Raw genomic sequence first — 14,951 nt, forward strand, 5'->3', positions numbered from 1 at the left:
CCACCTCGGTCTGGACGATCGCTAAAGAACCAGGGATCCTGGATGATATTCCATCCAGCCGGCTCGCCGTAGCGTGGACCTATGACAACAAACTCCCAGGCCGACGGGCATTCGCGGACCGACCCCGCCCTCCTGACCACTCCCTTCTCCTCCCGTGCTCGCGCGGACGAGGTCATCGCCGGCGTGGATCTCATCGGTCGACGTGCCGTGGTCACCGGCGGTGCCTCGGGCCTCGGCGCCGAGACCGTCCGGGCCCTGGCCGCCGCCGGGGCGGAGGTCACGATCGCCACCCGCCGCCCGGATGTCGCCGAACCGCTCGTCCGGAAGCCGGCCGCCGTCGGCGGAGCGGGCACGGTCCACGCAGAGGCCCTCGACCTATCCGATCTGACCTCGGTCGCCGCCTTCGTGCGGGCCTGGCGCGGGCCTCTCGACATCCTCGTCGCGAACGCCGGGATCATGGCCCTTCCCACCCGCACCCTCACCCCGTTCGGCTGGGAGATGCAGCTCGCCACCAACTACCTCGGTCACTTCGCGCTGGTCACCGGCCTCCACACGGCGCTGCGGGACGCCGGCTCGGCCCGCGTCGTGGTCGTCAGTTCCGGCGCCCACCAGGGCGCACCCTTCGACTTCGAGGATCCTCACTTCGAGCGGCGGCCGTACGACCCCTGGGCGGCCTACGGACAGTCCAAGTCCGCAGACATCCTGCTCGCAGTGGGCGCCCGCCGCTGGGCGGCCGACGGGATCACGGCCAACGCGCTCAACCCGGGATACATTCTGACCGGCCTGCAGCGGCACCTCGACGACGACACCATGCGTGCGTTCGGCGTGATGGACGACGAGGGCGACGTGAAGCCGCTGCCGTACTACAAGACTCCCGAGCAAGGTGCCGCCACGTCCGTACTGCTGGCCGCCTCGCCTCTGCTGGAGGGCGTCACCGGCCGTTACTTCGAGGACAACCAGGAGGCACGGATCACCTGGGAGTACGAGGGTGAACCCGGTCGCGTGGCCGCCCACGCACTCGACCCGGAGGCGGCGGACCGGCTGTGGGAGTACGGCACCGACGCCCTCCGCACCGCCTGAGCACCGGCGCGTGCCGGGCCGACGCGGGCGGTCCGCCCGGCCGTCCGGAGAGTGGTGCGGTCATCCGGAGAAAAGGACAACCCCCGGGCTGCTCCTGCTGGCGCAGGGGTCGACAGGACTGGGTCGACCGGCCCGGGGGTCGGGTGTCTGTCTGGTACTCGCCGGCCGCGTCCTCGGCCGGTGGCCTCACCCGCTTTGGGGCGGGGCTGAGGCGGGACAGCGGCTAACGGACAGCCACCTCACGAGTCCTCGTACTATGCATACTTTCGGACCACCTCCTTTCCCGCTTAGCCCGCAGATTAGGTCGCCGCCGAGCCGAAGGCAAGTGGATTTTCCGGAGGTTTTCGCCCCACCTGTCGCACGCGAGGCCCGGCGGGAAGGCGGCCGGGGACATAAACTCGGCGTCGTGGCGGAACCATGGCACGAGGAGCTCAGGGCGCGGGGCTATCGCGTGACCCCGCAGCGCCAGCTCGTGCTGGAGGCGGTCACCGCGTTGCGGCACGGCACTCCCGAGGAGATCTGCACCGAGGTGCAGCGGACCGCGCGCGGCGTCAACATCTCCACGATCTACCGGACCCTGGAGCTGCTCGAACAGCTCGGGCTGGTCAAGCACACCCATCTGGGGCACAAGCCGCCGACCTACCACCTGGCGACCGAGGCGGACCACGTCCACCTGGTGTGCCGGGGCTGCGGCGAGGTCTACGACGTCACGCCGGCCGTCGCGAAGGGTCTGGTCGACGTCCTGGAGCAGGAGTACGGCTTCGAGACCGACGTCCAGCACCTCACGGTCTACGGCCGTTGCCGTGACTGCCGGACGACGTAGTCTTGCGGTCATGGACAGCCCGCTGCTGAGCACGCCCGGAGCCGTACCGGCCGATTCGCCGGACGAGGGGGTCGCCGCGCACTACGGCGAGCCGTTCGCCGAGCAGCGCGCCCTGGAGTCGGGTGCGGCGATCGTCGACCGGAGCGACCGCGGCGTCGTACGGATCGCGGGCGCGGACCGCCTGCGCTTCCTGCACAGCCTCACCAGTCAGCACCTGGAGTCGCTGCCGCCGCACACGCCGACCGAGGCCCTGCTGCTCAGCCCGCACGGCCACGTGGAGCACCATCTCGTCCTGGTCGATGACGGCGAGGCCGTCTGGGCGCACGTCGAGCCGGGCACGGCGGCGGAGCTCGCGAGCTTCCTCGACAAGATGCGGTTCATGATGCGCGTCGAGGTCACCGACGAGTCCGACGCGTACGCCGTCGTGACGCTGACCGGCGTGGAGCCGCCCGCCGGCGCCCTGGTGACGACGGACGGCCTGATCGTGCCCCGCAAGGAGCTGGAGCGCGACTGGCAGGCGCGCCCGGCGGGCCTGTGGGCGTACGAAGCGCTCCGGATCGCCGCGCACCGGCCCCGGTTCGGGCTGGACACCGACCACCGGACGATCCCGCACGAGGTCGGCTGGATCGGCGTGGCGGTCCACCTGGACAAGGGCTGCTACCGCGGCCAGGAGACGGTCGCCCGGGTGCACAACCTCGGCCGCCCGCCCCGGCGGCTGGTCTTCCTGCATCTCGACGGGAGCGTCGACCGGCTGCCGGCGCACGGTGAGCCGATCGAGGCCGGTGGCCGTACGGTCGGGTTCGTCGGTTCCGCGGCCCGCCACTACGAGCTCGGGCCGATCGCCCTCGGCCTGATCAAGCGGAACGTCCCGGTCGACGAGCCGCTGCTGGCCGGTGGGGTCGCGGCCGCGCAGGAGGTCGTCGTCCCGCCGGACACCGGAGCCAACGCCAAGATCGATCTTCGACGCCGATAAATCCGTAAATCGCCGAGAACCGGATCATGATGGGCGGCGCACATGGCAGGGTTTTCTCCGTCGGACGAGACCTCGACCTCGACGAGGAAAGAGCACATGGGGCGACGGCGGCGGCGGGTGCGCGAACCCGGCTACGTCTGGTGGGCAGGGATCGGTGTGCTGCTGGTGGCCGCCGTGCTGCTGACGTCGTGGCGGCTGGCGCTCATCGCGCTGCTGTGCTGGTGCCTGTATGAGTTCTCGCTGGTGCCGACGGCCTGCCGGGTGATGACCCGGCAGGGGTTCGCCTGTCACGAGCCGATCCGCGGGCGCCTGTTCGCGTGCTCCGCCGCGCACCAGCAGGTGAAGAACGACGCCCTGTGGGCCACGGTCCGGCTGCCGAACCCTTTTAAGCGGGAGAGCGTTCCCGACCCGAACCGCGACACGGGCGTCGTCGTCTACTCCCCGAGCGTCCGCGCCAAGCTGGCCGAGAACGACCGTAACCTCCTCGCCCTCGCCGCGGTCGGCACGATCGTCGCCCTCGTCCTCGCCGTGGCCGGCCTGAGCGCTTAGGGCTTGCCGGCCGCGGGGCCGACCGCCCTGCCTGTGCCATGAGAGATGCCCAGCCGGTCGCGTCCGGCTCCACGGTGACTTTGTCGCTCCCGTTGTCACGTTGCCGCCGTTGTGGTCTGACTGCCGTCGACGGTGACGGATGGATGACCGGTTTGCCGGACCTGTCACGTCACGACCGGCGTCACAGTGGCTGATCGATCCGGCGGTGCCGCTCAGGACTGAGCGGTGGCCTGCCATTCGTCTTCGAGGATCGAGTGGACGATGGAGTCCCGCCATGCTCCGCGGATGAGAAGGTGGTGGCGGATACGGCCTTCAACGATCATGCCGAGTTTGCGCATGAGATGGTCGGAGGCCGTGTTGTTGGGGGAGCGGGCACCCCAGATCCGGTGCAGGCCGAGGTGATCGAACCCGAGCGTGAGCAACAACTCGACGGTCTGGGTTCCCAATCCCTGGCCCCAGGTATCTGGGCGGAGTGCGAAGCCGATCTGGGCGCTGTTCTGCCCGCTGTGCTGGGTGTCGATGGCCAGGCGGGCGAACCCGATCACTTCATCGGTGGAGGGCAGAGCCGCGGCGAGGGAGTACTCGGTCCGCGGTTCTGCGCGGGCGGCGTTGGTCACGGCGGTGATGGTGGCCTGGACCTGCTCGCGGGTCCGTGGTTCGAAACTAAGGTGCCGGGTGGCGACCGGGTCGCCATAGATCGCCAGAACCGCGTCGACATCTTCGGGAGTGAACTCCCGCAGGCTGACGCGGTCGCCTTTCACCGTGACCGGATACACGAGTTGGGAGCCTAACGTCCGCGCGGCAGAGCTGCCGATGCGGGCACCTGGCAGTAGGACTCGATCTGCAGTTGCAAATCACGGGTAATAGGGGCGGTCCGGTATGCCGTAGTCCGCAATGCCTCATGCACGCGCATGACGCTCGCCAGGATGCCGCCGATCCGCTGGTCCGGCGCCAGATCCAGGACCGGACGCAGCGATTCGGCCGCGCCGTCCAGGTCGCCTCGGTTGACTCGCGCCAGTGCCTGATCGGCGCGGGCACCGGCCTCGTCGCTGAAGGACCGTTCGCCCGCATCGGCGCTCTCGTAGGCGTCGAGGGCCTCGGCGGCGACATGTTCGGCTTGTTCGTCCGCCCCGGGGAGCCACACGCGTGTGTCGGCGGCGTAGTAGAGCTGGCGGGGCCGGGTGAAGGTCATGATCCCGCCAAAGCCGTCCAGGTCATCTGCTTGGGCCTGGTCACGTGCGGTGTGAGCGCGAGCGATCGCGGCTTCGGCTCGTTCGGCATCGCCAAGGATCGCCCAGGCGCGTGCCTCTTGAGCAGGCAACCACACCGAGGCGGTCCCGGTGGTGCGTCCGGCAGCCTCGGCGCCGGCTTCGGCATAGCGGACGGCGTCGTTCGGCCATCCGGCCCAATAACCGATCATTGACTGGAGGCTACGGGTCCAGGTTCGCAGCCCGTCGTGGCCGGCGTTGTCAGCGCACACGAATGCGGTACGGGCCTGGGTCATCGCCGAGTGCGGATCGCCCAGATCGTGGCTGGCCTTGGCGAGCATGCCGCAGATCACGCCGGTGAGTAGGTACAGATCCCGGGTCTCGGCAGGTCGCTGCCGGCCCTCGAGCAGCCGGAACCCGACGTCCTGCAGGTCGATCAGATCGGTCAGCAGCACCGGCAGGGGTTGTTGCGGATATGCGAGCGCCAGGCGGGCCACCTCGTCCCGGAGCTGATCGAGGGTTTCAGCGCCTACGTTGGTTCCCTCGACGGTAACGGCGAAGCGCAGTGCTTTACGAGCAGCCATTTCAACCTGCCTTTCCAGACGATCGACCTCAGGAAGGATTCGCGGCCGTGTTGCGGTGAGAGGAATGAGTCCGGCCTCATCGCCCGTGGTCGGGCGGGGCAACGCGGTGAAGGCGGTATTGCAGCGGAGCAGCACGGCCCGCTCGTGCGGGTCGAGTCGGTCCAACGCCTCGGGGGTCAGTAGCCGTAATGGGGTCGTGTCATAGATCGTCGCCAACGTGATGATCTGCGTGGCCTGCGGCGTTCGGGCGCCGGAGGCCGGGAACATCTCCATGCGCGACAACAAGGGCTGATCCATCACCGACGTAGGAGCGACCTGGGCATACCGCTCCACCACCTCCGGCTGACTCAGCCCATGCGCCATCCGGAAGGCGGCCAGCCGTGAACACCCCGTCAAGTGGCGGATCTCCTCGGCGGTCTCTTCAATACTGCGGCCCTGATCTTTCATCTGCGCGCGGAGACGGTTGACGTCCCGTTTGCTCCACTTGCCCATATAGGGCCTCCCTTGGCGTGAGGCTCTGCACGACAGAATTCATCGCGGCGCCCCGCCTCGGCAACCACACAAACCGGACACCGTCGGTCGCTGCAACATGAGACTTCGCGTATTCGATGTGAATGCGCAGGTCAGGGCCCTGTCGGGATGCATAAGAAGGATGTCGTCGCCCACGGTGACGAGCATTGACTCGACGGCGTTAACTCAAGACCCAACCGCTTTCCACCCGGCTCATCTGGAAGGGAGTGCGGTGCATCTCAAGCCATCTCAACGCCACCCGCGCTGTGGATCAGCCGGTCGTGTCGTCGCGGCCGGACATCGAGGTCGCCGACGGTACGGCGTTCCACCATCCCGCTGTCACCGAGCCGGTTCCTAACCCCGGCCTGACCAATCTTTAGGGGCAGCCATGTCCGCGCTCCCAACCGAAGCGCCTACCAACATGCACTCACCGTTTCGACCCCGGCCCGAACGCGTCTCCGAAGACCTGCGGCTCCTCGCGCAGCCCACCGCTGTTGGTGCCGCCCGTGCCTTCGTCCGTGACCAGCTGAACCGCTGGCGGCTGAACGAACCGACCGGATACGACCTGCCCGGCACCGCCGAGCTGATCACCAGCGAGCTCGTCACCAACAGCCTCAAAGCCACGGGCGTGCCGCGTGCGCCTGCCAAAAGGTCATCGACGGTCAAGCCAGGCGTGATCGTTCTTCGGATGCGGTTGATCCGCCGCAGCCTGTTCGTGGAGGTCTGGGACGCGAACCCCTGCCCACCTGTCCTCGCCAATGGCGGGGAGCTGGAGGAGAACGGGCGAGGACTCGTTCTGGTCACCGCCTTGGCCAAAGCATGGGACTACTACGACTCCGACGCGGCAGTCGGCGGCAAGGTGGTCTGGGCAGAGCTCGACATCCCGGCCGAGCTCTCCGGCTTCACCCCGCTGACCAACATCCAGCAGGGCCCACCCCGGCTGGAACCGGATCCAGGATCACCGTCTTTGCCCACTCGCCATGTCCCTGGGCCGCCAACGCCCGATGGCAGCAGCCACCACTGGACGCATCCCGGCCGGTCCCTGGCCGACCGTCGATATTCGCCGTCCTCGCCAGTGCGGTGAGCTGCGGTGACGAGAATTCGGCGTCCACTAATCGAGTTCGACGAGTCGGCATCCTCAATGAGCTCGCCTACCCGCGTGCGCGCCGTAGTCCGCCCATCTCTCAGGCAGATGGCCCCGGCCGCGGAGTGGCGGCCCTGTTCCATCCGCCTTTCTTACTGAAGGCGAACGCGCGCTCGTCGGGCGCCAGACCAGCAGGAGGAAAACAGTGCGGGTCACCGACCTAGAGCAGCTCGCAGGTACGACGGTGCTGGTCACCGGAGCCGGCGGTCTGATCGGCAGCCGTCTGACGGCCCACCTCCGGCGGATCGGCGCTCGGCCGGTATCGGTCTGCAAGATCGACGCCTATCCTCGCCAGGTCTACCACGACCACTTCGGCATCAGCCTCAACGACCTCGACTTCCATGTTGGAGACATCGCTAAGCCTGATCTAATCCCTGCGCTGATCGACGGCTGCGATTACGTCATCCACGCCGCGGCCCTGGCCGACGTAGCGGCCTGCACCCGCCGGCCGTTGAAGGCCATCGAGGCGAACATCGTCGGCACACAACGGGTGCTGGAGGCCGCTAAAGCGGCTCCGCACGTGCGGCGTGTCGTATTCGTCTCCTCGGCCAGCGTCTATGGCAACACGACGGCCCAGTCCGGCGCATTCGCCGAGGACTCACCGCTTCACCCCGTGTCGGTGTACGGCAGCAGTAAGGCGTGGGGGGAGTTCCAAACCGCAGCGATTCTGGGAGAAGCCGGGGTCTCCTATGCGATCGTTAGGTACTTCTCTGTCTACGGAGAACCGCAAGTCATCAAGGAGAACAGCCACTCCTGGGTGGTGGCCTGGTTCTGCATGCGCGCTGCGCTCGGGCTGCCCCTGTACCTGAACGGCGGCGGCAGTCAGGTACGCGACCTGGTGCATGTCGATGACATCGCCGCCGGAACGCTGCGAGCTCTAATCGCCCCCGGGGCGCACAACCAGACCGTCAACATTGGCACCGGGATCGGAACGACAATCCGGCAGGTCGCCGAGCTGATCCGTGTCCACTACCCGAACGTCACCTTGGTGGACGCACCACTGCCGCCCGGCGACCCCCTCGGGGGTTACGCCTCGACTCGGCACATGGCGGAGGTTTTGGGATGGCGGCCCGACGTCACGATCGTCGAGGGCATCGCCCGGTACGCGACGTGGCTGAACGAGACGCCCTCGGCCATTCCCGACTGGCTGCGCCAGCCCGCCGCCATCCACCCCTGACAACATCCCTTCGCTCTCGAGGAGCCCGAATGCCTTCGCAACCGCCGCAGCCGATCCCGCTTTGGGAGTTGGCCCGTGCCCGTTGCCTACCGCTCCGTCAGGTCATGGATCAGCCGACCTTAACGTGGATCGCCGAGCATCGTCCCACTGCCGTGGCCGGTACAACTTTCATCGCGGATCAGCCGGTCATATTGGTGCCCGACGCCACATGGTTCGCAGCCCAGCAGGCCGACTCGATCCACGGGATACGGCATAACGCCCGTGTCTGCCTACTAGCCGATCTGCTCGCCGCCCATCACGAGCTGGATCCCGACCAGACCCTGGCTCTGCGGCTCGCGGCTGCCGTCCACGACTGCCGCCGTCGCAATGATCGGACCGATCCTGGACACGGGCAGCGGGCCGCCGTATGGCTGTCGCACCATCGCCAGGCCATCACTGCCGCGTTCGGCCTGAATCTGAGTCCGAGGATGGTCGCGGCGGCGAGTACGGCGATCAGCCTTCACGATGTTGCCTATCCGGCTTTCTCTCGCACCCAGCGCGACGCCTACCGGCGTGCTGCATGTCTGACGGACCTGCTGAAGGCCGCTGATTGCTTGGACCGCTACCGACTACCGGTAACCAGGTGGTGGCCCGATACATCGCTGTTGCGCGTGCAGGTGCCGGACTGGATGTCCAGGGTCGCGTTCGACCTGATGTTGCACAGCGAGCAAGCCCGCCTCGATGGCGCCTCAGACCTTGACGCCCTCACTCACGCCCGGGGGATCGTCTTCCATCCGCACAAGGAGACGCGCCTTGGCCCCTGACCCAGATTCGGTGTGGGAGGACGCCCACACCGACTACGGCCCTCACCGCCGTCTGCGCGCCGCCCCCAGTGGATTGGCCGTCAGCGACATCGAGTGGTGCTCCCACCTACAAGAGACCCCTAACGGATGGCTCCTCCACGCGGGCTGCCTGCTGGAGACGCTGGTCAGCGGCCAGCCGATCTATCTGATGCACACCACCACCTACCTAGAGGCCATCCGGGCCAGCGGCCAGCTTTACCAAGCCGCCGGGTGCCTGGTCGGAGCCCTGTACTGTGCGCCGCTCACCCGCGAACCCACCGGTTTGCGCCCGCACAACCTCGGCTCCTGGCTGTTGGAAACCAAGCCCCGCGCGCGCACGATCGTGTTCGAAGTCACTCCCGGCCGCCCGGTCCCTGCGAAGGGGATCGACTACCTACGGCTGGGCGGTGTGCACCTGCGCACCTATATGGACCACCGCGCCTTCCTCACCGCTGCTGAAGATGATCAGCTCTGCCGGGCGGCCGTGGAACGGGTGCGGCGAGCGGCCGGCTTCCTCGACGTCCTGCTCGCAGGTGCTTGTGGAACCTACACGCCGGAGGCGCAGTTCCTCGACCAGCTCGCTGCCGCTGTACCGATCGTGCCGTTTCTGGGCTACTTGTACTTCGAAGTGGTGGCGGAGTATCTGATGCTCCACTCGATCTCCCCACAGACCAAGGCATATGCCCAGGTCGGAGAGATGAACAACCGTTTGTACAAGCAGTTGGCGTTCGCGGCTGTGGACACCATGGGGCATCTGTTCGACCTGGCACTGTTCCGCCCCGCTCATGACCGTCTCCGTGACCTGATCTGGCAGATCGAAACTGGCTTGGTCGCGGGTGCGGCCGACTACATCCGACGGCGACTGTCGCACCTGTTCGCCTGCGTAGCGCTGGCCCCATCCCAGGACGCGGCCTCCGTTTCCTTCCGCGACGCCACCTTCGACGCTCTCGCGCAGACCGCACCCGGGCTGCTGGGGCAGATGGTCTTCCGGCAACTGCGCACGAGCCTTCGCTACCCGCAGCTGTTCCCGATCTTCGAGCAGGCCAAGGCGACCGCCGCGTCCGCCTACTGGAACACCCACGGCATCCCGACACCGTTCAACGGCGTGACGCCCAAGGGGGAGATCGGCCTGAACCTGGCGTGGCCCACGGGCGCACGCGCTTGGGTAGCCGAGGCGTGTCAGCAAGGACTGCTCCACCCGACCGGCGAGCTCACGCTCACCTTCGTGCCTCGGCTGGCAGATCTGCGCGAAACCGCGCTGGGGCGGGCACGCTTCGCTGTCACTGCCGCGCCTTCATCCATCCCTCCTTCCGCCCCGAACAACTGCTGAAAGGACCTGTTCCATGCGTGTTGTGCTGCTCGGCGGCGCCGGGTACATCGGCACCGTCGCCACCCGTCATCTGACCGCTCTGGGCCACCACGTCACCGTGGTCGACGGCCTGATCTACCAGCGCGACGACGATCCGCAACGGCTGCTACCCACCGTGAGCGCCTTCGTTCACGCCGATCTGCGGGACAGCGCAGCGCTGCACCGTGCGCTCGCCGGCGCCGATGCGGTCGTGCACATGGGGGGCCTGGTCGGCGAGCCCGCCTGTGCTGTTGACGAGCGCCTGGCCGCCGAGCTCAACTTCGCCTCGCCCGCCCTGGCCGCGGCCGCAGCCCGCGACCTCGGCGTGTCGCACTATGTGCTGTTCTCCTCCTGCAGCGTCTACGGACAGCACGAGGGAACCGTCGACGAGGACACCGAGCCCAACCCGCTCGGCATCTACGCCCGTACCAAGGTGCTGGCCGAACAGTACGTGCGCCAAGCGCTGGCCGGTCACGCGACCGTGACGGTACTCCGGCTGGCGACCGTCCACGGCCGTTCTCCGCGTCAACGCCTGGATTCGGTCGTCAACCGCATGACTGCCCAAGCGATCGCGACCGGCTGCATCCCGCTTAACGGTGGCGCGCAGCGCCGCCCGCTGGTTCACGTCACCGACGTCGCCGAGGTCCTGTCCGCTGTACTCACTCATCCTCACGGGTACCGCGTCTTTAACGTAGGCGCCGACCGAGAGAACTACACAATCGCCCAGATTGCCGCGACCGTCGCACGGGCGGTGCCCGGCGCGCGCATCGATCGTGGCCCGGAACGCGACGAGGCGGATGCTCGCGACTACCGCACCAGCTTCCGCCGCCTTGCCGACGTGTTCCCCGGCGCCTGCCCGACCCCGTTGATCGACGGCGTCCGCCAGATCGCTGAGGCGATGACCGACCGACAGATCACCGACCCTGACCTCCCCGAGTACGACAACCTCCACGGCCTGTTGGCCTGCCGCGCCACCGGTCGTCTCCAACCACTCCGCTCCAGCGAATGCGACCCCCTGTTCCAGGAGTACACCGCGCATGCGGGGGCGTAACGCCGGTGAACACTGACCTCCAGAGCCTGCCGGAGATTCCGTGGAACCGGCCGTCCATCGGGGACGAGGAGGTCGCCGAGGTCGTCGACACCTTGCGCTCGGGCTGGCTCACCCACGGCCCCAAAGCGACCGCCTTCGAAGGCGCGGTCCGTGATGCGCTCGGCGTACAGGACGCCTTCGCCGTGTCCTCCTGCACCGCAGCCGTTCACCTGGGGCTGTTGGCTGCCGGCGTTGGTAGCGGCGACGAAGTGCTCACTCCGAGCCTGACCTTCTGCTCCGTCCCGAACGTACTGCGTCAAGTGGGAGCACGCCCGGTCTTCGTCGACGTCGACCCCGTCACCTACAACATCTGTCCGCGCGAGGCCGAGACAGCGATCACCGCCGACACCAAGGCCGTCATCGTTATGCATTACGGCGGCCACCCTTGCGACCTACGCGCCTTCCGTGACCTGGCCGACCAGCACGGCTTGCTGCTGATCGAGGACGCGGCCCACGCCCTGCAGGCCCACCGTGACGGGCTCCGCGCCGGGTCTGTCGGTGATCTGGCCGCCTTCAGCTTCTACGCCAACAAAGTCATCACCACCGGGGAAGGCGGCATGCTGGTCGGCCGCCATGACCTGGTCCACAAAGCTCGGCTGCTGGGTCGGCACGGCATCGACGCCTCGGTATGGCAGCGCCACGGTAGCCGCCGCACCGCCGACTACGACGTGACTGTGCCAGGCCTGAAGTACGTGATGTCGGATCTGGTTGCCGCGGTCGGACTCCAGCAATGGCGCAAGCTGCCGGCCTTCACAGCACGTCGAGCCGAGATCGCCGTCACATACACCCGTGCGCTGGGCGATCTGCCCGGCTTGGCCACGCCGACCGTCCTGCCCAGGACCGATCACGGCTGGTTCCTCTACTCGATCTTCATCGATCCTGATCGCAGCCCGCTCACCCGTGATCAGACCGCCGAACGCCTGCGCACTGAGTACAAGATCGCCACCAGTCAGCACTTCCGTCCAGCCCACACCCTGCAGGTCTACTCCGGAACTGCTACCCGCTCCCTGCCGGTCACCGAGAAGGCAGGCGCCCAGCAACTGTCTCTGCCCTGTTATCCCGCCATGACCGAAGACCAAGTGGTCCAGGTCGTCACCGCTATGCGCTCTCTGTGGAAGTGCTGACCGCGGCAGGAGCCGGTTCCAAGGCTCGAAGCGACCTGCGGCCCGATCCGGCCCCGCTCCTAGCGACCGCCCATTAAGGTAGACCGCCAGCAGCATGACGACGCGGTGAGCAGCAGACGAATCTCACAGATCCATCATCTCGTCGCCAACAGCGCCTGATGCAGCAAAGGAACACATCCCGGTGAGCACTGGCACCCCACGGCCCATGATCGGCGCAGTGGTCCTGACCATGAACGACCGGCCCGATGAGTTCCCGGCCGCCATGGACTCTCTGCTGTCTCAGGAGAACATCGACCTGGACGTTGTCGTTGTCGGAAACGGCTGTGATCCAGCACAGGTGCCCGACGGCGTGCGCACCGTCGAACTGCCCACGAACGTCGGAATACCTGAGGGCCGCAATGTCGGTGCCGCCAATGTCAAAGGCGACCTGATCTTCTTCTTCGACAACGACGCCGTACTCCCGAGCCGCGATATCCTCGCCCGGCTCGCGGCCGAGTTCGCCCGCGACCCACGCCGCGCCTACGTTCAGCCCCGCATCGCCGATCCCCAGACCGGCGTCACCATGCGACGCTGGGTCCCCCGCCTTCGTACCTCCGACCCGGACCGAGGCGGCATTGTGACCGTGATGGCCGAAGGCGTCGTCATGATTCGCCGCGACGCGTTCGAGGCCGTCGGTGGGTGGCCCGGCCACTTCTTCCTCTTCCACGAGGGAATCGACCTGGCCTGGCGCCTCTGGAACCACGGCTGCACAGGCCACTACGCGCCCGAGATCATCGTCTACCACCCGGCAACCCAACCGACCCGGCACGAGCTGTTCTACCGGCTCAACGCCCGCAACCGGGTCTGGCTTGCCCGCCGCAACCTGCCCGCCGCACTGATCCCCTTCAACCTCGCCGTCTGGACGCTCCTGACGCTCTGGCGCACCCGGCGCCTCTCGGCACTACGCGTCTCCCTGGCCGGACTCATAGAGGGCATACGCGGAGGCCACGGCGCCCGATCGCCGATGAGCTGGTCAACGGTGGTCCGGCTCACCCGAGCGGGCCGGCCACCCGTCTGCTGAAAGGCCGAGGGAACATCAGACTTCGAGGATGAGGGTGATGGGGCCGTCGTTCACCAGGGAGACCTTCATGTCGGCGCCGAAGACGCCGGTCTCGACGTGGGCGCCGAGGCGGCGTAGCTCGGTGACGACCTCGTCGACGAGGGGCTCGGCCACGGGGCCGGGGGCGGCGGCGATCCAGGACGGCCGGCGGCCCTTGCGCGTGTCACCGTAGAGGGTGAACTGGCTGATCACGAGCAGTGGCGCGCCGAGGTCGGAACAGGACGCCTCGGGCGCGTCCTCCGTGGCGCCGTCGAACACCCGCAGGCCCCACAGTTTGGCCGCGAGCCTGCGTGCCTGCTCGGGGGTGTCGTCGTGGGTCACGCCCACGAGGGCCAGCAGGCCCGGCCCGTCGATGGCGCCCACGACGCGACCCTCGACGGTCACGTCGGCCCGGCTCACCCGCTGAACGACCGCTCGCACGCCCCGCATTCTGCCGTACGTGCTCCGGCCGACACTCGCGAGGCGGCTTTGCTGAAGATTCTCTCGCCAAATAGGCTCTGCTCTTGAAATCATGCTGTCCATGACCAGAACGCTGATAACAGTTGCGCCGACCGGGGCCGAGACTGACAAGGCCGACGCCCCGGCGCTGCCCGTCACGCTCGACGAGCTCGTGCAGACCGCCAAGGAGTGCGAGGCCGCGGGCGCCGCCGTCATCCACGTGCACATCCGCGACGCCGAGGCCCGGCCCACGCTCGACCTCGGGCGGCTGAAGGATACGGTCGCCGCCCTGCGCGCGAGCACGAACCTCATCGTTCAGCTGTCCACCGGCGGCGCGGTCACCGACCCGTACGAGCACCGGCTCCAAGTCCTCGACGCCGAGCCGGACGCCTGCTCGCTGACCTGCGGCACCGTGAACTTCGGCGACGACGTGTTCATGAACCCGTGGTCGTTCATGGTCGAGCTGTACCGGCGGACGCAGGAGCGTCAGGTCGTGCCGGAGTTCGAGCTGTTCGACCTCGGTCACATCGCGGCGCTGCACCGGCTGCTGGACAAGTACGGCCCGCCGTACGGGGGGCACGTGCACTGTGACCTGGTGATGGGGGTGCCGGGCGGGATGCCGGGGGACGCCCGGACCCTGGTCGCGGCCGTCGAAGCGCTGCCCGCAGGGGCCACGTGGTCGGCGACGGGCATCGGCCGGACGACCCTGCCGGTGATGTACGCGGCGCTGTCGGCTGGGGGCCACCTGCGTGTGGGCATGGAGGACACGCTGACGTACGCGAAGGGGCGGCCGGTGACGGCCAACGCCGAGCTCGTGGAGCGGGCGGCGACCCTCGCGCGGATCGCCCAGCGCGACCCGATGCCGGCCGACGAGGCGCGGTCGTTCCTGGGCGTACGGCCACGCCCTGGCCGGCCGTAGCCCCGCCGATCAGCTCGGACCTCGCCGGCCCCATCCGGGACCCTGTCCGCCCCGTCCGGGATCC

At 68.0% G+C, this 14,951-nt stretch carries 15 protein-coding genes; 12 read left to right on the plus strand and 3 right to left on the minus strand.

Going from position 1 to position 14,951, the window contains the following annotated elements; translation table 11 throughout:
* Positions 1 to 81 precede the first annotated feature (81 nt).
* From NE235_RS03200 to NE235_RS03215, 4 genes are all read left to right on the plus strand, one after another.
* Positions 82 to 1,080, plus strand: a complete 999-nt coding sequence (locus NE235_RS03200; RefSeq protein WP_252799184.1) for an SDR family NAD(P)-dependent oxidoreductase — start codon at positions 82 to 84, stop codon at positions 1,078 to 1,080.
* Positions 1,081 to 1,486: 406 nt separating this feature from the next.
* On the plus strand, positions 1,487 to 1,903 hold the full coding sequence (locus NE235_RS03205) for a Fur family transcriptional regulator (RefSeq protein ID WP_252799186.1): 417 nt from the start codon (positions 1,487 to 1,489) through the stop codon (positions 1,901 to 1,903).
* A 10-nt stretch (positions 1,904 to 1,913) separates the two neighbouring features.
* Positions 1,914 to 2,876, plus strand: a complete 963-nt coding sequence (gene ygfZ, locus NE235_RS03210; RefSeq protein WP_252799187.1) for a CAF17-like 4Fe-4S cluster assembly/insertion protein YgfZ — start codon at positions 1,914 to 1,916, stop codon at positions 2,874 to 2,876.
* A 96-nt stretch (positions 2,877 to 2,972) separates the two neighbouring features.
* The gene (locus tag NE235_RS03215) at positions 2,973 to 3,425 is read left to right on the plus strand and encodes a hypothetical protein (protein WP_252799189.1); all 453 of its coding nucleotides are present in this window, start codon (positions 2,973 to 2,975) and stop codon (positions 3,423 to 3,425) included.
* A gap of 212 nt (positions 3,426 to 3,637) precedes the next feature.
* Here the strand turns inward: NE235_RS03215 and NE235_RS03220 are convergent, their stop codons facing one another.
* Positions 3,638 to 4,201, minus strand: coding sequence for a GNAT family N-acetyltransferase (locus NE235_RS03220; protein WP_252799191.1), 564 nt, complete (start codon positions 4,199 to 4,201; stop codon positions 3,638 to 3,640).
* A gap of 11 nt (positions 4,202 to 4,212) precedes the next feature.
* The gene (locus NE235_RS03225; protein WP_252799192.1) at positions 4,213 to 5,709 is read right to left on the minus strand and encodes a hypothetical protein; all 1,497 of its coding nucleotides are present in this window, start codon (positions 5,707 to 5,709) and stop codon (positions 4,213 to 4,215) included.
* A 406-nt stretch (positions 5,710 to 6,115) separates the two neighbouring features.
* Between NE235_RS03225 and NE235_RS03230 the strand changes: the two genes are divergently transcribed.
* The 7 genes from NE235_RS03230 to NE235_RS03260 all read left to right on the plus strand — a co-directional run bounded on the left by NE235_RS03230 (position 6,116) and on the right by NE235_RS03260 (position 13,491).
* Positions 6,116 to 6,811 (plus strand): ATP-binding protein, encoded by a 696-nt coding sequence (locus NE235_RS03230; protein WP_252799194.1) that lies wholly within the window; start codon positions 6,116 to 6,118, stop codon positions 6,809 to 6,811.
* A 205-nt stretch (positions 6,812 to 7,016) separates the two neighbouring features.
* A complete protein-coding gene (locus NE235_RS03235) occupies positions 7,017 to 8,048 on the plus strand; it encodes an NAD-dependent epimerase/dehydratase family protein (protein ID WP_252799196.1) in 1,032 nt (343 codons plus the stop codon).
* A gap of 104 nt (positions 8,049 to 8,152) precedes the next feature.
* Positions 8,153 to 8,851, plus strand: a complete 699-nt coding sequence (locus NE235_RS03240; RefSeq protein WP_252799198.1) for a hypothetical protein — start codon at positions 8,153 to 8,155, stop codon at positions 8,849 to 8,851.
* Positions 8,841 to 10,199, plus strand: a complete 1,359-nt coding sequence (locus NE235_RS03245) for a hypothetical protein (RefSeq protein ID WP_252799200.1) — start codon at positions 8,841 to 8,843, stop codon at positions 10,197 to 10,199. Before NE235_RS03240 ends, NE235_RS03245 begins: the two co-directional genes overlap by 11 nt.
* Positions 10,200 to 10,212: 13 nt before the next feature.
* Positions 10,213 to 11,268 carry an NAD-dependent epimerase/dehydratase family protein gene (locus tag NE235_RS03250; protein ID WP_252799202.1) on the plus strand — a complete coding sequence of 352 codons (1,056 nt, stop codon included), beginning with the start codon at positions 10,213 to 10,215 and terminating at the stop codon, positions 11,266 to 11,268.
* Between the two features lie 5 nt (positions 11,269 to 11,273).
* On the plus strand, positions 11,274 to 12,431 hold the full coding sequence (locus tag NE235_RS03255) for a DegT/DnrJ/EryC1/StrS family aminotransferase (protein ID WP_252799203.1): 1,158 nt from the start codon (positions 11,274 to 11,276) through the stop codon (positions 12,429 to 12,431).
* Between the two features lie 181 nt (positions 12,432 to 12,612).
* A complete protein-coding gene (locus NE235_RS03260) occupies positions 12,613 to 13,491 on the plus strand; it encodes a glycosyltransferase family 2 protein (RefSeq protein ID WP_252799204.1) in 879 nt (292 codons plus the stop codon).
* A gap of 15 nt (positions 13,492 to 13,506) precedes the next feature.
* Here the strand turns inward: NE235_RS03260 and dtd are convergent, their stop codons facing one another.
* Positions 13,507 to 13,950, minus strand: a complete 444-nt coding sequence (gene dtd, locus NE235_RS03265) for a D-aminoacyl-tRNA deacylase (RefSeq protein WP_252799205.1) — start codon at positions 13,948 to 13,950, stop codon at positions 13,507 to 13,509.
* A gap of 100 nt (positions 13,951 to 14,050) precedes the next feature.
* On the opposite strand from dtd, the gene NE235_RS03270 reads away from it, so the two are divergent.
* The gene (locus tag NE235_RS03270) at positions 14,051 to 14,887 is read left to right on the plus strand and encodes a BKACE family enzyme (protein WP_252799206.1); all 837 of its coding nucleotides are present in this window, start codon (positions 14,051 to 14,053) and stop codon (positions 14,885 to 14,887) included.
* Positions 14,888 to 14,951: the final 64 nt, after the last annotated feature.

The organism is Actinoallomurus spadix (assembly GCF_024055725.1).
Lineage (GTDB): Bacteria > Actinomycetota > Actinomycetes > Streptosporangiales > Streptosporangiaceae > Actinoallomurus > Actinoallomurus spadix.